At 70.6% G+C, this 19,158-nt stretch carries 15 protein-coding genes; 10 read left to right on the top strand and 5 right to left on the bottom strand.

Annotated elements, in window-relative coordinates; translation table 11 throughout:
- The 5 genes from ABZS61_RS15900 to ABZS61_RS15880 all read right to left on the bottom strand — a co-directional run.
- Positions 1-106: beta-galactosidase (locus ABZS61_RS15900; protein WP_356420300.1), on the bottom strand; the 106-nt coding region annotated here is incomplete at its 3' end.
- A 184-nt stretch (positions 107-290) separates the two neighbouring features.
- Entirely contained in the window at positions 291-2,711 is a 2,421-nt protein-coding gene (locus tag ABZS61_RS15895; protein WP_356420264.1) for a DUF3488 and transglutaminase-like domain-containing protein, read from the bottom strand.
- Positions 2,708-4,087 carry a DUF58 domain-containing protein gene (locus tag ABZS61_RS15890; RefSeq protein ID WP_356420261.1) on the bottom strand — a complete coding sequence of 460 codons (1,380 nt, stop codon included), beginning with the start codon at positions 4,085-4,087 and terminating at the stop codon, positions 2,708-2,710. The genes ABZS61_RS15895 and ABZS61_RS15890 overlap by 4 nt, the downstream gene beginning before the upstream one ends.
- Positions 4,087-5,136 carry a MoxR family ATPase gene (locus ABZS61_RS15885; RefSeq protein ID WP_356420259.1) on the bottom strand — a complete coding sequence of 350 codons (1,050 nt, stop codon included), beginning with the start codon at positions 5,134-5,136 and terminating at the stop codon, positions 4,087-4,089. Before ABZS61_RS15885 ends, ABZS61_RS15890 begins: the two co-directional genes overlap by 1 nt.
- 206 nt (positions 5,137-5,342) lie before the next feature.
- Positions 5,343-5,906 carry a carbonic anhydrase gene (locus ABZS61_RS15880; RefSeq protein ID WP_356420256.1) on the bottom strand — a complete coding sequence of 188 codons (564 nt, stop codon included), beginning with the start codon at positions 5,904-5,906 and terminating at the stop codon, positions 5,343-5,345.
- 408 nt (positions 5,907-6,314) lie between these two features.
- Between ABZS61_RS15880 and rsmH the strand changes: the two genes are divergently transcribed.
- The 10 genes from rsmH to ABZS61_RS15830 all read left to right on the top strand — a co-directional run bounded on the left by rsmH (position 6,315) and on the right by ABZS61_RS15830 (position 19,055).
- Positions 6,315-7,280 carry a 16S rRNA (cytosine(1402)-N(4))-methyltransferase RsmH gene (gene rsmH, locus ABZS61_RS15875; RefSeq protein ID WP_356420253.1) on the top strand — a complete coding sequence of 322 codons (966 nt, stop codon included), beginning with the start codon at positions 6,315-6,317 and terminating at the stop codon, positions 7,278-7,280.
- Positions 7,281-7,329: 49 nt separating this feature from the next.
- Complete coding sequence (locus ABZS61_RS15870; RefSeq protein ID WP_356420249.1) at positions 7,330-7,875, top strand: cell division protein FtsL; 546 nt, start codon at positions 7,330-7,332, stop codon at positions 7,873-7,875.
- 4 nt (positions 7,876-7,879) lie between these two features.
- Entirely contained in the window at positions 7,880-9,883 is a 2,004-nt protein-coding gene (locus ABZS61_RS15865) for a penicillin-binding protein 2 (protein ID WP_356420246.1), read from the top strand.
- A gap of 162 nt (positions 9,884-10,045) precedes the next feature.
- Positions 10,046-11,608, top strand: a complete 1,563-nt coding sequence (locus ABZS61_RS15860) for a UDP-N-acetylmuramoyl-L-alanyl-D-glutamate--2,6-diaminopimelate ligase (protein ID WP_356420243.1) — start codon at positions 10,046-10,048, stop codon at positions 11,606-11,608.
- Between the two features lie 4 nt (positions 11,609-11,612).
- Positions 11,613-13,034: a UDP-N-acetylmuramoyl-tripeptide--D-alanyl-D-alanine ligase gene (murF, locus tag ABZS61_RS15855; protein WP_356420240.1), complete on the top strand. Its 1,422-nt coding sequence runs from the start codon at positions 11,613-11,615 to the stop codon at positions 13,032-13,034.
- Positions 13,031-14,101 (top strand): phospho-N-acetylmuramoyl-pentapeptide-transferase, encoded by a 1,071-nt coding sequence (gene mraY, locus ABZS61_RS15850; RefSeq protein ID WP_356420237.1) that lies wholly within the window; start codon positions 13,031-13,033, stop codon positions 14,099-14,101. The genes murF and mraY overlap by 4 nt, the downstream gene beginning before the upstream one ends.
- Positions 14,083-15,516 carry a UDP-N-acetylmuramoyl-L-alanine--D-glutamate ligase gene (gene murD / locus ABZS61_RS15845; protein WP_356420234.1) on the top strand — a complete coding sequence of 478 codons (1,434 nt, stop codon included), beginning with the start codon at positions 14,083-14,085 and terminating at the stop codon, positions 15,514-15,516. The genes mraY and murD overlap by 19 nt, the downstream gene beginning before the upstream one ends.
- 115 nt (positions 15,517-15,631) lie before the next feature.
- Positions 15,632-17,110, top strand: a complete 1,479-nt coding sequence (gene ftsW / locus ABZS61_RS15840) for a putative lipid II flippase FtsW (protein ID WP_356420231.1) — start codon at positions 15,632-15,634, stop codon at positions 17,108-17,110.
- 6 nt (positions 17,111-17,116) lie between these two features.
- Positions 17,117-18,211 (top strand): undecaprenyldiphospho-muramoylpentapeptide beta-N-acetylglucosaminyltransferase, encoded by a 1,095-nt coding sequence (gene murG / locus ABZS61_RS15835; protein WP_356420228.1) that lies wholly within the window; start codon positions 17,117-17,119, stop codon positions 18,209-18,211.
- 49 nt (positions 18,212-18,260) lie between these two features.
- Complete coding sequence (locus ABZS61_RS15830) at positions 18,261-19,055, top strand: FtsQ-type POTRA domain-containing protein (protein ID WP_356420225.1); 795 nt, start codon at positions 18,261-18,263, stop codon at positions 19,053-19,055.
- The last annotated feature ends 103 nt before the right edge of the window (positions 19,056-19,158 follow it).

Below are 19,158 nucleotides of genomic sequence, written 5' to 3'. Positions count from 1 at the left end.
CGGTTCCGCCGTGCGGAAGCATCGCGGAGTGCCACTTCTCCGCACCGGCCCGGGACTGCCGCCACTGGAAGAACATGATGCCGTCGGCGCCGCGGCCGCCCCTCACTCATCTGCGCAGCCAGCAGCCAGCAGCCAGCAGCCACCCGTCGTCCGGGCTGCCGGTTCCGGCCCCAGCCGGCTTGGACCCTCGCTCCCGCCGGTCCCCGGGCTCCGCCGGTCGTCGCCCGGCCCCGGGCCGCCGGTCCTCGCCCGGTCCCGGGCTCCCGCCTGTCTTTCCAGGGCGCTGTCGGTCAGCCCTGCTGGCGGGAGGGGCGACGCAGGCGGGCGGCCCAGCCCACACGGCCCGGACGGTCCATCCACCGCAGGCGGAACGCCGCACGGCGTTCCGAAATCGTCCAGATCACCCGAACGGCCGAACGTGGTGCGACGGTCGCGCGCAGCCGTCCCAGACGGCCGGCCGAGCCCCGCAGCCCCGCGTGTACGGCCAGGACGTCCTCGGCCGAACCGGCTGCTGCCCGGGGCTCGGGCGCGTACAGCACCTGCTCCACCGCGCCCGCCACCCGGTGGGCAGCGGCCGCCGGCGTGCCGGTGAGCTTCCCCAGGCGTACGAGGCGTGCCGCTGCCTTGCGCGGCGTCTGCGAATCGTCGGGTTCGACGCCGTGGTCCCAGGCCGTGTCCGTGAGCTCCCGCCACGCGGCCATGACTCTGGCCGTGGCATCCGCGGGCGTACGGCCATCGGAGGAACCCAGCCGCCGTGCACGCGCCCGGATACGCCAGAGCATCGGCAGGAACGGGATCACGAGCACCAGAAGGGCACCCAGTACCACCAGCACCACGGTTCCCGTGGGCGTCCCCGGATCGGCGGAGTCCAGCGCACCGGGAGCCGCCGACGCACCGCATTCACCCTGGCGGCGCATCTGTGCCGGGCACGATTCCGAGGCGGACGGTGCGGCAGTGGGCGCTGTGGAGGCACCTGCGGAGGGCAGCGCCGGATCGTTCGTGTCATCCGGGGAAACGTCCTCCCGGGTGTACGAGGGGGTGGTGCCCCGGGACGGGGTCGGCTCGAAGCGGGTCCAGCCCACGCCCTCGAAGTACAGCTCCGGCCAGGCGTGCGCGTCACGCAGCCCGACCGATACGGAACCGTCAGCCTGGACGGTGCCGGGCGTGAAGCCCACCGCGACCCGGGCCGGAATGCCCAGCGTCCTGGCCATCGCGGCCATCGTGAACGAGAAGTGGACGCAGAAGCCTTCCTTGTCCTTGAGGAACCGCTCGATCGCCGCCGTACCGGTTCCCGACGTCACCGTCGTGTCGTAACGGAAGCCGCCCCCCGACGCGAACCAGTCCTGGAGCTTGACGGCCTGCTCGTATTCGTTGGCCGCCCCCTTCGTCACCCGTTCGGCGGTCTTCAGGACCACGTCGGGCAACGAGCCGGGTACCCGGGTGTACTCACGCGCCAGCTCCGAACGCGGAGCCAGCGCCCCGGCGAGCTGGTCGGCCGTCGGCTCCACGGCCAGGCTGCTCACCTCGTACCGGACGCCACGCGTCGTCTGGCCGTCGTCCCCGACGAGGGTGCGCCCCTCCGGCTCGAACCGCCAGCGACCCCTGACGTCCACCTCGCTCGCCGGATAGGGGAGCGGCAGATACGTCTGCTGGTACGAGCCCGCAGCGGAGATGTTCGTCCGGACCTCCGTGACGGCGACGTCGGAGCCCAGCCCGGCCGGCTGAGGCAACCGGTCGGGCACATCCTTCAGACGGCGGGTCGAAGGCCGCCACTCGCTCCCGTTGAACTGATCCAGGGCCTGGATGCGCAGATAGAAGTCTTCGGGGTTCCCCGAGTTGGTGCGGTACGACATCACCTGCCGGTTCTCCGGCTGGTTCAGGTTGTTCTGCAGCGAGACCAGCGGATTGACCGCGGAGATCGTGCCCCCGCCGGTGCCCTTGCCCGTACCGCCGCCCGTGCCGCCCAGCAGTCCGCCGTCCAGGGCGGGCAGCGCTGCGGGGACCACCAGGGCGATGCCCAGCGCCACCGCACCGATGCGACGCCCCGTGCGGACCGGCGCCTGCGGGCCCGAAGGCCCTTCCAGCCCGGCCGCCAGACCGCCCGACGAGCGGGACGTACCGCTGAAGACCCGCCCCCACTGGGACAGCCGGTCACGGCCCTCCGCCAGCAGCAGGAGCAGGTAGCCGCACGCGGCGAGCAGGAACCAGAGCCAGCCCGCCCCTCCGTCGCTGAGCCCCGCCGCGACCGAGTAGAGCGCCAGCAGAGGCAGCCCGGCAGGCGCCGCGGTGCGGAAGGTCACCGCGAGAGCGTCCACGGCGAGCCCGATCAGCAGCACACCGCCGATCAGCATCAGCCGGATACCGTCCGACGCCGGAGCGGGAATGGCGTACCGGCCGACGTCGTCGGCGCCCGCCGTCAGCAGATCCGCCAGCCGATGCACGGCCTCGGGCCCGGGCACCAGACCGAACAGCGCCTGCTCCGAGGCGAACGCCATGGTCAGGAGCGACAGCGTGATCAGCAACTGCGCGGAGACCGTCAGAATCCGGGCGAGCGGCACCCGGCGGGCGAGCGCACCCACACCACTCTGGATCCCCAGCAGGAAAGCGGCCTGAAGGAGCCACTTCGCCGAATCGACCAGCGGCAGCAGAGCCCCCGCCGCCATCAGCGTCGCCACGAAGGCGCACAGCGTCAGCCGCGTCCGACTGCTCATGACCATCCCCCAGAGAACCCTGTCGTTCCACCGGCCGCTGCCGGGTGGGGGCCGGAGTCCTGCCGGCCCGCCTGCTGCCACAGCCGGGAGAACTCGGCCCCGGCCGGCACCGCCACCGCCGTCCAGCCCGCCTCGCGCAGCAACCGCAGGCGGTCGTCGGCCGGCGCGGGAGACACATCGTCCCCGTCCCCGCCGCGCACCCAGTCCGCACTGTCCAGCACGAACGCGACAGCGGCGCCGCTGCGTTGCCGCATACGGGCAGCCACCGCCGTCTGCTCCTCGTCGAGATCGCCGAAGAACGCCAGCAGCAGCCCTTCGTTGCCCCCGCGCAGCACGTCGTAGGCGCGGGACAGACCACCCCCGTCGGAGTGGTCGACGACCGCGAGGGTGTCCATCATCAGACCCGCCGAGTCCGCGGACCCCTGGGTCGCCCCGGCGAATCCGTCGGAGCCCTCGCCCGGCACGGAACCGCCGTCGTCCGTCAGCAGACGTACGGCGAAGCCGCGCTCCAGCATGTGCACCAGGGAGGAGGCGGCCGCCGACACCGCCCACTCGAAGGCGGAGTCAGGACCGGCCCCCCGGAACGCGATCCGCCGGGTGTCCAGCAGGACGGTGCACCTGGCCCGCTGCGGCTGCTCCTCGCGGCGCACCATCAGCTCGCCGTAGCGCGCGGTGGAGCGCCAGTGGACCCGCCGCAGATCGTCCCCGTGCCGGTAGCCGCGGGGAATGATGTCGTCCTCACCGGCCAGCGCCAGTGAACGCTGCCGGCCTTCGCCGTACCCGGAGGCCTCGCCCGCCAGTCGCAGCGTCGGCAGGGCCTCTGTGCGCGGTATGACGACGAGGGTGTCGTACGCGCTGAAGGAACGGGTCAGTTCGCACATCCCGAACGGGTCGCTGAGCCGCAGCTGAAGCGGACCGAGCGGATAGCGTCCGCGCAGATCGGACCTGACCCGGTAGGACACCTCCCGCTTGCCGCCCGCCTCCACCCGGTCGAGAACGAACCGGGGCCGGGGACCCAGCACGTACGGCACCTGGTCCTGGAGCATCAGCAGGCCGGTGGGCAGCCGGGACAGATTGTCCATCCGCAGGTGGACCCGGGCCTCCGAGCCCGTGGGCACCCGGGAGGGCGCCAGCCGTCGGCTGCCCGCGACCCGGTAGTGGGTGCGGCAGAGCACCGTCACGCAGACCAGGGGCAGCACCGCCAACAGCAGCCCGACCCGCAGCAGGTCCCCCTGGCCCAGCACGTAGGCGCAGACCGCGGCGGCCACACCGGCGGCCAGGAAGGACCGCCCCCGCGTCGTCAGACCGTTCAGAGCCGCACGCAGGCTGCCCTTGTCGTCGCCGTCGTCCACGGGACCGGGAACCCCGGCCGCCATCACAGCCGCCGTGCGCCGGGCTGCTGGCCGTAGACCGGGCGGCCGGGCTGGTGCTGCGGCGCCGCCGGGGCAGCCGTGGCGGCACCGGACGTCGGCACGGGGATGCGCTGCAGGATCTCCAGCACGACCTGCTCCGCCGTGCGGCGGTTGAGCTGCGCCTGGGCCGTGGGCAGCAGCCGGTGCGCGAGCACGGCCACCGCGAGGGCCTGGACGTCGTCCGGCAGGGCGTATTCACGCCCGCTGAGGGCCGCCGAGGCCTTCGCCGCACGCAGGAGGTGCAGGGTCGCGCGGGGCGAGGCCCCGAGTCTGAGATCCGGGTGCTGGCGGGTGGCCCCGACGAGGTCCACCGCGTACCGGCGCACGGAATCGGCCACATGGACCGTGCGCACCGCGTCGATCAGCTTCACGATGTCGTGGGCGTGCGCCACCGGCTGCAGGTCGTCCAGCGGTGAGACCCCGCCGTGCACGTCCAGCATCTCGAGCTCGGCCTCCGGGCTGGGGTAGCCGATCGACACCCGGGCCATGAACCGGTCGCGCTGCGCCTCGGGCAGCGGATAGGTGCCTTCCATCTCCACGGGGTTCTGGGTCGCCACGACCATGAACGGGTTGGGCAGTTCGTAGGTCTGGCCGTCGATCGTGACCTGGCGCTCCTCCATCGACTCCAGCAGCGCTGACTGGGTCTTGGGCGACGCGCGGTTGATCTCGTCGCCGATCACGATCTGCGCGAAGATCGCGCCCGGCTTGAACTCGAAGTCCCGTCGCTGCTGATCGAAGATCGACACCCCGGTGATGTCCGAAGGCAGCAGGTCGGGCGTGAACTGGATACGCCGCACCGAGCAGTCGATGGACCGCGCCAGCGCCTTGGCCAGCATCGTCTTGCCGACCCCGGGCACATCCTCGATCAGGAGGTGTCCCTCCGCGAGCAGTACGGTCAGCGAAAGCCGTACGACCTCAGGCTTGCCCTCGATCACACTTTCCACCGACCTGCGCACCTGCTCCGCTGTGGTGGTCAGATCTGTGAGGCTCGCTCGATCGTCATAGGTCGTCACCCGGCCCTCCTCGGCCCCTTGTGCACGGGCCGACACACAAAGCTGCCCGGCCCGCCCCGAAATACGGACACTCTCCGGAAGACCCGGAGAGGTGTCACACCCGCATTCTTGTTGCCGTTACCGCTTCGTGTCACTCGCCTGTGGATAAGTGGGTGCGATATGTCGGGTGTGGCCCGTATGTCGATGGGTGAGCCGGGGGCGGAGAGTCAGGAGGCCGGGGGAATCTCGCGCAGCAGACCGGTGGTCACGTCGAAGACGAACCCCCGGATGTCGTCCGTGTGCAGGAGGAACGGCGAGGTGCGCACGCGCTGCATGGACTGCCGTACGTCCTGGTCGGCGTCCGTGTAGGCCTCCACCGCCCAGACCGGCCGCTGCCCGACCTCGTGCTCCAGTTCCTGCCGGAAGTCCTCGGTGAGCGATTCGAGGCCGCAGTTCGTGTGGTGGATCAGTATGACGCTGCGGGTGCCGAGCGCCCGCTGGCTGATGGTCAGCGACCGGATGACATCGTCCGTGACCACGCCGCCCGCGTTGCGGATGGTGTGGCAGTCGCCGAGCTCCAGGCCGAGTGCTTTGTGGAGGTCGAGGCGGGCGTCCATGCAGGCGACGACGGCGACGTGGAGCACCGGTCGCGCATCCATGCCGGGGTCGCTGAACGCGTCTGCATAACGGGCGTTCGCCTCGACCAGCCGGTCGGTGACGGTACCGCCCGAACGGGCCGTCCCTGTGGTGGAAGCCATGGGCTCGGCGGAAGGCTGCGCGGAAGTCGACATGGATACGACGTTAGCTGTCACGGTCGCCATCGGCGTGCTGTGGGAGGGGACAAAAAACGTCAACGAGACGTGTTGTGAGGTAATCCACAGGCCTCACGGTCCTGCACCCGCACGGGTGAGTCCCGGGTCCGCGGAGGGCTGTGCGACGCGCTGCCCGGTTCATTGATCGTGAATCGATCGAATGGCAGGGTGGACTAAAGTGACGCGAAGTTACCGACACGCATGCACATTCTGCATATTTCAGCACGTTTCGAATTCCCCGTGATGTGCGGCGTACATGCGGCCCGGCCCTCTCCCGCTCGCCGGTCGGCCGACGCCCCTTCCCCGGCGCCGGCGGACCTCCCCTTCCGAGCGGGCGGGGACCAGACCGCACGTGCAGCCACACGGGACTGAGCCTGAGAGGGCGCATTGAGCCAGACCCGACACGTCCCGGTGATGCTCCAGCGGTGCCTGGACCTGTTGGCCCCGGCTCTGGAGGTGACAGGACCGCAGCCACCCGTGGTCGTGGACTGCACCCTCGGGCTCGGCGGGCACAGCGAGGCCCTGCTCGCCGCCTTCCCGGAGGTCCGGCTGATCGGACTGGACCGGGACAAGGAGGCGCTGCGGCTCTCCGGCGAGCGCCTCGCTCCGTACGGGGACCGGGCCTCGCTGGTCCACGCCGTGTACGACGAACTGCCCGAGGTGCTCGACCGGCTGGGCGTCCCGAAGGTCCAGGGCATTCTGTTCGACCTCGGCGTGTCCTCCATGCAACTGGACGAGGCGGACCGCGGATTCGCGTACGCCCAGGACGCCCCGCTCGACATGCGCATGGACCAGACGACCGGCATCGGCGCGGCCGAGGTGCTCAACACCTACGCGCCGGGCGAACTCGTACGGATCCTCCGCGCCTACGGGGAGGAGAAGCAGGCCAAGCGGATCGTCTCCGCCGTCGTACGCGAGCGCGAGAAGGAACCGTTCACCAACAGCGCCCGCCTCGTGGAGCTCATCCGCGACTCGCTGCCCCAGGCCGCCAAGCGCACCGGAGGCAATCCGGCCAAGCGCACCTTCCAGGCACTGCGCATCGAGGTCAACGGTGAGCTCACCGTCCTGGAACGGGCCGTTCCCGCCGCTGTGGGGAGCCTTGCGGTGGACGGCCGCATCGCCGTCCTCTCGTACCACTCGCTGGAGGACCGGCTGGTCAAGCAGGTTTTCGCGGCCGGCGCGGCCAACACGGCGCCCCCCGGTCTGCCCGTCGTGCCCGAGCGCTACCAGCCCCGGCTGAAGCTGCTGACCCGTGGCGCGGAATTGCCCACCGAGGAGGAGGTCGCCGAGAACCGGCGGGCCGCCCCCGCCCGGTTGCGCGGCGCCCAGCGGATCCGCGCGGAGGAGCGATGAGCGCGCACCACGGGGCCGGGGAGACACCGGGGAAGGCGGGGGGACTGCGGTGACCAAGGCGGCCGAGCAGTTGAAGGGGCGGGCGGGGAGACTCGCCCGGCTGATGCCGTCGGGCCAGAGCAAGGCGGCCCGTACACCCTTCGTTCTGCTGGTCGTGCTGCTCCTCACCGGTGGCCTGATCTCGCTGCTCCTGCTGAACTCGGCGCTCAACGAAGGATCGTTCAGGCTGAGCAAGCTGAAGCGGGAGACCACCGATCTCACCGACGAGCAGCAGGCCCTGCAGCGCGACGTCGACAGCTACTCGGAGCCGGACGCACTGGAACGGCGCGCCCGGGAACTCGGGATGGTGCCCGGCGGCAGCCCCGCGTTCCTGAACCCGGACGGCACCATCCGCGGCGTTCCGGAGCGCGTCACCGCCGGACCGCCCCCTGCCGCAGCCCCGAAACCGGGCCCGAGCCCGTCGGGCAGCGAGGGCCCGCCCTCGGCGACCGCCTCGCCGTCAGGGTCCGTACCCCCGTCGCCCTCCGGTTCCGTGGCCACCCCGGTGCCGTCCGCGACTCCCACGACTTTGCCCCCGACGAGCTCCGGCAGGTGACGCAGTGCCGTCCAAGGAACCGCCGCGCCGCCGTGTGCCAGGCCCCGCGCGCCCCCGTAACGCGGCAGGCGGGAGCGGCCGTCCCCGGCCCGGCGCCCGTCCCGGGGGAGGGCGCCCGCGTCCGCCGTCGCGGCGCCCGCGGGCAGCGGCGTCTCGCGGTGGCTCCCCGCAGTCCATCCGACTGGGCAGCCCGCGCCCGCGACTGCGCCTGATCAGCCTCTGCCTGACGCTCGTCATGCTGGCGTTCGTCGTCCGGCTGCTCCAGGTGCAGGCGGTCGACGCCGACACGTACTCGGCCAAGGCGGAGAAGAACCGCTATCTCGAGTACACGATCGCCGCCGAGCGCGGTGAGATCACCGACCGCAGCGGCATCGCGCTGGCGACCAGCGTCGACGCGCACGACATCACGGCGGATCCCAAGTTGTTCACCCCCGAGGACAGCAAGGCCCCGGACGCGCCGCAGCAGGCGGCGGCCCTGCTCGCCCCGATCCTCGGCAAGGACGCCACGGAGCTGACGAAGAAGCTCTCGGCCCCCAAGAGCCGCTACACCGTGCTGGCCCGCAGGCAGACCCCGCAGGTCTGGAAACAGATCAAGGACCTCAAGTCCGTGTTCGCCGACAAGGCGGCGAAGGACAAGGCCGACGGCGGCACGGGAGCGAACGTACTCGCCGGAGTCCTCCAGGAGCCCACCACCAGGCGGGTCTACCCGAACGGCGATCTCGCCGCCGGGATACTGGGATTCGTCAACGCCGAGGGCAAGGGCGGCGGCGGTCTGGAAGCCCAGCTGAACGGACAGCTCGAGGGCGAGAACGGCAAGATCCGGTACGCCCAGGCCGGCGGCCGCCCCGTACCGACCGCGGGCACCAAGGAGATTCCGGCCGTCGCGGGCACCGACATCGAGCTGACGATCGACCGCGACATCCAGTGGGCCGCCCAGCGCGCCATCGCCGACCAGGTGAAGAAGTCCAGGGCGGACCGCGGTTACGTGATCGTCCAGAACACGAGGACCGGCGAGGTGCTGGCCATGGCCAACGCCCCCGGCTACGACCCGAACGACCTCTCGCAGGTCAACTCGGCGGCCCTCGGGAACGCGGCGCTCCAGGACGTGTACGAGCCCGGCTCCACCAGCAAGGTCATGTCCATGGCCGCGGTGCTGGAGGAGGAGGCGGCGACACCCGGTACCCATGTCACCGTCCCCAACCGGCTGCACCGGGGGGACCGGCTGTTCAGGGACGACATCGACCACCCCACCTGGTACCTCACGCTCAACGGCGTACTCGCCAAGTCGAGCAACATCGGCACGATCCTGGCCACCGGGCAGCTCGGCAGGACGCAGACCGAGGCCAACAAGGTCCTCCACTCGTACCTGCGCAAGTTCGGCATCGGCAGCACCACGGGACTGGACTACCCGGGCGAGTCGCCCGGCATCCTCGCCAAGCCGCAGGACTGGTCCACCTCGCAGCAGTACACGATCCCGTTCGGCCAGGGCCTCTCGCTCAACGCCATGCAGGCGGCGTCGGTGTACCAGACCATCGCCAACGGCGGGGTCAGGATCGAGCCGACCCTCGTCCGCGGGACCAAGGGCGCGGACGGCCGCTACACCGCGGGAACCGCGCCCGAACGGACCCGGGTGGTCAGCGAGAAGACGGCGAAGAGCCTGGCGAACATGCTCGAGTCGGTGGTCGACGACCGTGAGGGCACCGGGACCAGGGCCCACATCCCGGGCTACCGGGTCGCGGGCAAGACTGGTACGGCCAACCGTGTGGATCCCGTGCGCGGCATCTACAAGGGCTACACGGCGTCCTTCGCGGGCTTCGCCCCCGCCGACGACCCGCAGATCACCGTCTACTGCGCCATCCAGAACCCCACCAAGGGCAGCTACTTCGGCGGCCAGATCTGCGGTCCGATCTACAAGAAGGTCATGGAGTTCGCGCTGAAGACGCTCCAGACCGCACCGTCCGGCAGCGATCCCGCCAGGCTGCCGGTGTCCTTCAAGCCCGGCGAGTGACTCGGAAACGCCTCAGTGACGACCATCACCCCGGATCCCCGGAACCGGAACGAGAAGTACCGCAAACCCGGGCCCTCGCTTCGCGAGAGGCCGGGTCCGCCCGGTACGCTCACCGCCGTGCCCCACGCCGATCAGTTCCAAACCACTCAGAAGGACGCGCCTGTGAACTATCCGGGAGCGCCCCGACCGGACCGGCTCCGGCCGACTTCCCTCGGAGAGCTGGCAGCCCGGCTCGGCGCCGGACCCCAGGAAGCCGGTGAGGTCACCGGTATCACCCACGACTCGCGTGCCGTGCGCCCCGGGGACGTGTACGCGGCTCTGCCCGGCGCCCGCTTCCACGGCGCCGACTTCGCAGCCCAGGCCGCAGGCCTCGGCGCGGCCGCGATCCTCACCGACCCGGCAGGTGCCGAGCGCGCCGCCGCCACCGGAGTCCCGGTCCTGGTCACCGAGGACCCACGCGGCCGGATGGGCGACATCGCCGCCGAGATCTACGGCCGCCCCGGCGTCGGTCTCCTCCAGATCGGCATCACCGGAACATCCGGCAAGACCACCACGGCCTACCTGGTCGAGGGGGGTCTGCGCGGCGCCGGACGCAGTACGGGCCTCATCGGCACGGTCGAGATGCGGATCGGCGACGAGCGCATCAAGTCGGAACGCACCACCCCGGAAGCCACCGACCTCCAGGCGCTGTTCGCCGTCATGCGCGAACGCGGTGTCGACGCGGTCGCCATGGAGGTCTCCAGCCACGCCCTGGTGCTCGGGCGGGTCGACGGCTGTGTCTTCGACGTCGCCGTGTTCAACAACCTCAGCCCGGAGCACATGGAGTTCCACTCCGGGATGGAGGACTACTTCCAGGCCAAGGCGAGGCTGTTCACACCGCAGCGCAGCAAGCTCGGCGTGGTCAACTTCGACGACGAGTACGGCCGCAGGCTGGTCACGGAGGCGACCGTCCCCGTCGTCACCTTCTCCGCCGAGGGCCACCCGGACGCGGACTGGCGCGCCAAGGACGTCGAAGTCGGCCCGCAGAGCAGCACCTTCACCGTGATCGGCCCCAAGGGCGAGCAGATCACCGCGAAGGCCCCGCTGCCCGGCCCGTTCAACGTCGCCAACTCCCTCGCCGCGATCGTCACCCTGGCCGTCGCGGGCGTCGACCCGCAGATCGCCGCCGACGGTGTCGCGGCGGTCCCCGGTGTCCCCGGGCGGCTGGAACGCGTCGACGCCGGACAGCCGTACCTCGCGGTCGTCGACTACGCGCACAAGACCGACGCCGTCGAATCCGTCCTGCGCTCCCTGCAGAAGGTCACCGAGGGCAGGGTGCACATCGTGCTCGGCTGCGGCGGCGACCGGGACACGACGAAACGCGGTCCGATGGGTGCCGCGGCGGCCAGGCTCGCCGACACCGCCGTGCTGACCTCCGACAACCCGCGATCCGAGGACCCCCTCGCCATCCTCGCCGCGATGCTCTCCGGCGCCGCCGAGGTGCCCGTCCACGAGCGCGGCGACGTCCTCGTCGACGCGGACCGCGCCGCCGCCATCGCCGCGGCGGTAGCCCGCGCCGAGCCCGGCGACACCGTCCTGGTGGCCGGAAAGGGACACGAGCAGGGACAGGACATCCACGGAGTGGTACGCCCCTTCGACGACCGCCAGGTCCTGCGCGAGGCCATCGAGCGCTCCCTGGGACACGCGGGCGCCGCACCCACCCACGAGAACAACAGTCAGGGATGACCAAGTGATCGCCCTTTCACTCGCCGAGATCGCCGAAATCGTCGGCGGGCAGCCGCACGACATACCGGATAAGACCCTCACCGTCACCGGCTCCGTCGTCATCGACTCCCGAGAGGTGGAGGAGGGCTCCCTGTTCGCCGCGTTCGCCGGCGAGCGGGTCGACGGGCACGACTACGCGCAGCGCGCCGTCGAGGCGGGCGCGGTAGCCGTGCTCGCCGCCCGCCCCGTCGGTGTCCCGGCGATCGTCGTCGACGACGTCGTGTCGGCGCTGGGCACGCTCGCCCGCGTGGCCGTCGAGCGCCTCGGGACGACCGTCGTGGCGCTCACCGGCTCGGCCGGAAAGACCTCCACCAAGGATCTGATCGCCCAGCTCCTCGAGCGCAAGGCACCCACCGTCTGGACCCTGGGCTCGTTCAACAACGAGATCGGACTGCCGCTCACCGCGCTGCGCTCCACTGCCGAGACCCGTCACCTCGTCCTGGAGATGGGCGCCCGCGGCATCGGCCACATCCGCTATCTCGCCGGCCTCACCCCGCCGAAGATCGGCCTGGTCCTCAACGTGGGAACCGCGCACCTCGGCGAGTTCGGCAGCCGGGAGGCGATCGCCCAGGCCAAGGGCGAGCTCGTGGAGGTCCTCCCCGAGGACGGCGTCGCCGTTCTCAACGCCGACGATCCGCTCGTGCGGGCCATGTCCGCCCGCACAAAAGCGCGGGTGATTCTCTTCGGAGAGGCCCCGGATGCGGACGTACGGGGAGAGAACGTCCGGCTCACGGACGACGGCCGCCCCGCTTTCTCGCTCCACACACCCACCGGGTGCAGCGACGTGACCTTGCGCCTGTACGGTGAGCACCACGTGTCGAACGCGCTCGCCGCGGCCGCCGTCGCCCATGAGTTGGGCATGTCCGTGACTGAGATCGCCGAGGCGCTCTCCGGGGCGGGCACCCTCTCCCGCTGGCGCATGGAGGTCACCGAGCGTCCGGACGGTGTGACGGTCGTCAATGACGCCTACAACGCGAACCCCGAATCCATGAGAGCCGCACTGCGTGCGCTGGCTGCCATGGGCAGAGCCTCACGGGCAGGAGGGGGACGTACGTGGGCGGTGCTCGGTCAGATGGCCGAGCTCGGCGACGCGTCGCTCGCCGAGCACGACGCTGTCGGACGGCTTGCCGTCCGGCTCAACGTCAGCAAGCTCGTCGCTGTCGGAGGAAGAGAAGCCTCCTGGCTGCAACTGGGCGCATATAACGAGGGTTCGTGGGGTGAGGAGTCGGTGCACGTGTCCGACGCACAGGCGGCCGTCGACCTGTTGCGCAGTGAACTGCGCCCGGGAGACGTCGTGCTGGTGAAGGCGTCCCGGTCGGTCGGCCTGGAGAAGGTCGCCCTGGCACTGCTGGAGAACGCGACCGAGGGCGAGGTCTCCGTCCGATGAGGCAGATCCTCTTCGCAGGGGCCATAGGGCTCTTCCTGACCCTGGTCGGCACTCCGCTGCTGATCAAACTCCTGGCCCGCAAGGGCTACGGGCAGTTCATCCGGGACGACGGCCCGCGGTCCCACGGCAGCAAGCAGGGCACGCCCACCATGGGTGGTATCGCCTTCATCCTGGCGACGATCATCGCGTACGTCCTGGCGAAGGTGATCACCGGCGAGGAGATGCGCTTCTCCGGCGTCCTCGTCCTGTTCCTGATGGCGGGAATGGGTCTGGTCGGTTTCCTCGACGACTACATCAAGATCGTCAAGCAGCGTTCGCTGGGTCTGCGGGCCAAGGCGAAGATGGCCGGCCAGCTGATCGTCGGCATCTCCTTCGCGGTGCTCTCCCTCCAGTTCGCGGACATCCGGGGCAACACCCCGGCATCCACGAAGCTCTCGTTCGTCGAGGACTTCGGCTGGTCCATCGGACCGGTGCTGTTCTGCGTCTGGGCCCTGTTCATGATTCTCGCCATGTCCAACGGCGTGAACCTGACGGACGGCCTGGACGGTCTGGCCACCGGCGCCTCGGTGATGGTCTTCGGTGCCTACACCTTCATCGGGCTGTGGCAGTTCCAGGAGTCCTGCGCCAACGCGACCACCCTGACCAACCCCCAGGCGTGTTTCGAGGTGCGCGACCCGCTCGACCTCGCGGTCGTGGCCTCGGCACTGATGGGCGCCTGCTTCGGCTTCCTGTGGTGGAACACCTCGCCCGCGAAGATCTTCATGGGCGACACCGGTTCGCTCGCCCTCGGCGGCGCGCTCGCGGGCCTCGCGATCTGCTCCCGCACCGAGTTCCTGCTCGCCATCCTCGGCGGCCTCTTCGTGATGATCACGATGTCCGTGGTCATCCAGGTCGGCTCGTTCAAGATGACGGGCAAGCGGGTCTTCCGGATGGCACCGCTCCAGCACCACTTCGAACTCAAGGGGTGGTCCGAAGTCCTTGTCGTGGTCCGCTTCTGGATCATCCAGGGCATGTGCGTGATCGTCGGACTCGGCCTCTTCTACGCAGGATGGGCAGCCAAGAAGTGAGCAACGCGGACTGGCAGGGCAAACACGTCACCGTCGCAGGACTCGGCGTCAGCGGTATCCCCGCCGCCCGCGCCCTGCACGAGCGCGGGGCGCTGGTCACCGTCGTCAACGACGGCGACGACGAGCGCTCCCGCGCCCAGGCCGCGGAACTGGAGGCGCTCGGCATCACCGTGCGCCTCGGCGACGGGGCGACCCTGCCCGAGTCCACCGAGCTCATCGTCACGGCCCCCGGCTGGAAGCCCGACAAACCGCTCTTCCTGGCGGCCGCCGAGGCGGACGTCCCCGTCTGGGGCGACGTCGAACTCGCCTGGCGGCTGCGGGGGCCCGATGCCGCACCCTGGCTCGCGGTCACCGGAACCAACGGCAAGACCACGACCGTGCGGATGCTCGCCTCGATCCTGGAGGCGGCCGGGCTGCGTACCGCCGCGGTCGGCAACATCGGCGTCTCGCTCCTGGACGCGGTCCTCGGCGAGGAGACGTACGACGTGCTCGCCGTCGAACTCTCCAGCTACCAGCTGCACTGGTCGCCCTCGCTGCGCGCCCACTCCGCGGCCGTGCTGAACCTGGCCCCGGACCACCTCGACTGGCACGGCTCCATGTCCGGCTACGCCGCCGACAAGGGCCGGATCTACGAGGGCAACAGCGTCGCCTGCGTCTACAACGCACAGGACGGCGCCACCGAGGACCTGGTGCGCGAGGCCGACGTGGAGGAGGGCTGCCGGGCGATCGGCTTCACCCTCGGCACGCCGGGTCCCTCGCAGCTCGGCGTGGTGGACGGCATCCTCGTCGACCGGGCCTTCGTGGCCAACCGCCAGAAGCAGGCGCAGGAGCTCGCCGAGGTCTCCGACGTCAACCCGCCCGCCCCGCACAACATCGCCAACGCCCTGGCCGCCGCGGCCCTCGCCCGCGCCTTCGGCGTGGAGCCCGCCGCGGTACGCGACGGCCTGCGGGCCTTCCGCCCCGACGCCCACCGCATCGAGCACATCGCGGATGTCGACGAGGTCACGTACATCGACGACTCCAAGGCGACCAACACGCACGCCGCGGAAGCCTCGCTCGCCGCCTACGACCCGATCGTCTGGATCGCCGGCGGCCTCGCCAAGGGCGCCACTTTCGACGAGCTCGTGACCGGGGCGGCCGAGCGCCTGAGGGGCGTCGTACTGATGGGTGCCGACCGGGCGCTGATCCGCGAAGCCCTGGCGCGACACGCCCCCGAGGTACCGGTCGTCGACCTCGACCGGACCGACACTGGGGCGATGTCCGAAGCGGTCCGGGAAGCGGCACGTCTCGCCCGGCCGGGCGACACCGTACTGCTGGCACCGGCCTGCGCCTCGATGGACATGTTCGTCAACTACAACAAGCGGGGCGAGGCGTTCGCGGACGCGGTTCGCCAACTCGTCGCCGAGAGCGCCTGACAGGCCCGGCCTCCGCGTCGTACCGTCCCGGAGTCCCGGGTCACGAGCGGCACCGCCGCGGGCCCCGGCGCCCCGGTGACAGCCCCGGGCACGAGCAGCGGAGGGGACAGCGACAATGCCGGCCGACGAGAGCCCAGCCCGGTGCGGAGCGGACCGCTCACGGGTGACCGCCGCGATCAGCCGGGCGTTCAGCCCGCCCCTGCTCGCCCGGCCGGCCGTCGGTGGCCCCGGGCTGCCCTCCGGACCCGCCTCGCCCCCCGGACTCGCGCTGCGCAGCCGGCCCGCTGTCGGCTCCCGGCGGCCCGCCGTGCCCCGCAGCGGCGGCACCGGATCGGGCGCGGGGTCCCGGCCGCCCCGCTTCGCAGGCGTGCGGCGGATGTACGAGCAGGCGAGGCGGGCCTGGGACCGCCCTCTGACCGCGTACTACCTGATCCTCGGCTCCAGCCTGCTGATCACGGTTCTCGGGCTCGTCATGGTCTATTCCGCCTCGATGATCAAGGCTCTCGAGCTCGCCAAACCCGGCACGTACTTCTTCCGCAAGCAGTTCCTCGCCGCCGTCATCGGGGCCGGGCTGCTGCTGATGGCGTCCAGGATGCCCGTCAAACTGCACAGGGCACTGGCCTATCCGCTCCTCATGGGATCCGTCTTCCTGATGGTGCTCGTGCAGGTTCCGGGGATAGGGATGTCGGTCAACGGCAACCAGAACTGGCTCTACCTGGGCGGTCCCTTCCAGCTCCAGCCCAGCGAGTTCGGCAAACTCGCCCTCGTTCTGTGGGGCGCCGACCTGATCGCCCGCAAACAGGACAAACGGCTCCTGACGCAGTGGAAGCACATGCTGGTTCCACTCGTTCCCGTCGCCTTCATGCTGCTCGGCCTGATCATGCTCGGCGGCGACATGGGAACTGCGATCATTCTCACCGCGATCCTGTTCGGCCTGCTCTGGCTGGCGGGTGCTCCGACCCGGCTCTTCGCCGGGGTGCTCGCCTTCGCCGGGCTCATCGGCTTCGTCCTGATCAAGACCAGCCCCAACCGGATGTCACGGCTCGGCTGCATCGGTGCCTCCGAACCGGGTCCCGGCGACTCCTGCTGGCAGGCGGTGCACGGAATCTATGCCCTGGCCTCCGGCGGATGGTTCGGTTCCGGGCTGGGTGCGAGTGTGGAAAAATGGGGTCAACTCCCCGAACCGCACACGGACTTCATCTTCGCCATCACGGGGGAGGAACTGGGTCTGGCGGGGACGCTGTCGGTGCTCGCCCTGTTCGCGGCCCTAGGCTATGCGGGTATCCGCGTGGCCGGACGCACGGAGGACCCCTTCGTGAGGTACGCAGCGGGAGGCGTGACCACCTGGATCACGGCGCAGGCCGTGATCAATATCGGTGCGGTGCTCGGCCTGTTGCCGATCGCCGGTGTCCCGCTGCCGCTGTTCTCCTACGGAGGTTCGGCCCTGCTGCCGACCATGTTCGCTGTCGGGCTGCTGATCGCGTTCGCGCGAGAGGAACCCGCCGCGAAAGCGGCCCTGGCCATGCGGAGGCCCGGGGTGAGATGGAAGACGATGAGACGGCGCGTCACGAAGCGTCCGTCCGGAGAGCGGTGAATTTCGGTGCATGTCGTACTCGCCGGCGGGGGGACCGCCGGCCACATCGAGCCCGCGCTTGCCCTCGCAGACGCCCTGCGCAGGCAGGACCCGACCGTGGGAATCACTGCCCTCGGCACGGAACGCGGACTCGAGACCAGGCTCGTACCCGAGCGGGGGTACGAGCTGGCACTGATCCCTGCTGTGCCGCTGCCGCGCAAGCCCACACCTGAGCTGATCACCGTCCCGGGCCGGCTGCGCGGCACCATCAAGGCCGCCGAGCAGATCCTGGAACGCACCAAGGCGGACTGCGTGGTCGGCTTCGGCGGCTATGTCGCCCTGCCCGGCTACCTGGCCGCCAAGCGGGCAGGGGTGCCGATCGTCGTCCACGAGGCCAACGCCCGGCCGGGCCTGGCCAACAAGATCGGTTCGCGCTACGCGCACGGGGTCGCCGTCTCCACCCCCGACAGCAAGCTGCGTGGTGCCCGCTACATCGGCATCCCGCTGCGGCGCACCATCGCCACCCTCGACCGGGCCCGGGTCCGCCCGGAGGCACGTGCGGCCTTCGGGCTCGACCCCAACCTGCCGACGCTGCTGGTCTCCGGCGGCTCGCAGGGCGCGCGCCACCTCAACGAGGTGGTCCAGCGGGTCGCGCCGCTGCTCCAGCGGTCCGGAATCCAGATCCTGCATGTGGTCGGCCCGAAGAACGAATTGCCGCGCATCGACAACATGCCCGGGATGCCGCCCTACATCCCGGTACCGTACGTGGACCGGATGGACCTCGCGTACGCGGCGGCCGACATGATGCTCTGCCGCGCGGGCGCGATGACCGTCGCCGAACTCACCGCCGTCGGGCTGCCCGCCGCCTACGTCCCGCTGCCCATCGGCAACGGCGAACAGCGGCTCAACGCCCAGCCGGTGGTCAACGCGGGCGGCGGCCTTCTGGTGGACGACGCGGCGCTCACCCCGGAGTGGGTGCAGGGCAACGTCCTTCCGGTGCTGTCGGATCCGCACCGGTTGTACGAGATGTCCCGTGCCGCCGCGGAGTTCGGGCGAAGGGACGCCGACGACCTGCTCGTCGGCATGGTGTACGAGGCGATTGCCGCACGCCGGAAGGCGTGAGGCGGTGCGGACCCGGGGCGCGTGCCCCGGGTCCGGTGAAGGAGCGAGCGTGGCCGGACCGACGACCGCCCAGCGCGGCGCAGCCAAGCGTGCCGACACTCCGGCCCGCCCGCCGCACATCCGCCCCGAGGGGCGGCGGCTGACCGGCCGTACGCGACTGGTCCTGGCCGCAGTTGTCGTGGCGCTGATCGCGGCAGGCGGAATCTGGGTGCTCTACGGCTCGTCCTGGCTGCGGTTGGAGCAGGTGACGACCACCGGTACGGACGTCCTGACGCGGGCCGAGGTGGAGACGGCCGCGGCGGCTCCGGTCGGCGCCCCGTTGGTTTCCGTGGACACCGAAGCCATGGCGGACAGGTTGCGCCAGAAGTTGCCTCGTATCGACTCGGTGGATGTCGTACGGTCATGGCCACACGGCATCGGACTTAAAGTGACCGAACGGAAGCCGGTTCTGTTGGTGAAAAAGGGCGCAAAGTTCATTGAAGTGGACGCGAAAGGCGTGCGCTTCGCCACCGTGGACAAGGCCCCACGGCACGTGCCCTTGCTGGAACTGGAATCCGACCGGTCGCCGAGCCTGCGCCGTTTCGGCAGTGACCGTCTGTTGCGGGAGGCGGTCCGGGTCGCGGGTGACCTTCCGGCGCATCTGGCCGGGGAGACGAAGGCCGTACGGATCGCGTCGTACGACTCCGTCGTCCTGGAGCTGACCCGGGGGCGCACGGTGATGTGGGGCAGCGGCGAAGAAGGGCCCGTGAAGGCGCGAGTCCTCGCCGCACTCATGAAAGCGGCGCCCAAAGCGGGGCACTTCGACGTGAGTGCACCCACCGCCCCGGCGGTATCGAAGAGTTGACGCACATTTGGCCTGGCCAGCACCCTGGTTGGTCAGCGCTACGGGTGATCACATAGGGTGAAAAGAAAAACGGGAGGTTCGGCGTGTTCGTTGAACGTGCGCC

The organism is Streptomyces sp. NPDC005566 (assembly GCF_040605575.1).
Classification (GTDB): domain Bacteria; phylum Actinomycetota; class Actinomycetes; order Streptomycetales; family Streptomycetaceae; genus Streptomyces.
The sequence above is the reverse complement of the archived record's forward strand: the minus strand, read 5'-3'. Positions and strand labels throughout refer to the sequence as shown.

Bases quoted from the DNA above. Each gene is read 5' to 3' on its own strand.
- ABZS61_RS15895 (WP_356420264.1), bottom strand. From the start codon at position 2,711: ATGAGCAGTCGGACGCGGCTGACGCTGTGCGCCTTCGTGGCGACGCTG.
- ABZS61_RS15890 (WP_356420261.1), bottom strand. From the start codon at position 4,087: ATGGCGGCCGGGGTTCCCGGTCCCGTGGACGACGGCGACGACAAGGGC.
- ABZS61_RS15880 (WP_356420256.1), bottom strand. From the start codon at position 5,906: ATGTCGACTTCCGCGCAGCCTTCCGCCGAGCCCATGGCTTCCACCACA.
- mraY (WP_356420237.1), top strand. From the start codon at position 13,031: ATGAGGCAGATCCTCTTCGCAGGGGCCATAGGGCTCTTCCTGACCCTG.
- murD (WP_356420234.1), top strand. From the start codon at position 14,083: ATGGGCAGCCAAGAAGTGAGCAACGCGGACTGGCAGGGCAAACACGTC.
- ftsW (WP_356420231.1), top strand. From the start codon at position 15,632: ATGCCGGCCGACGAGAGCCCAGCCCGGTGCGGAGCGGACCGCTCACGG.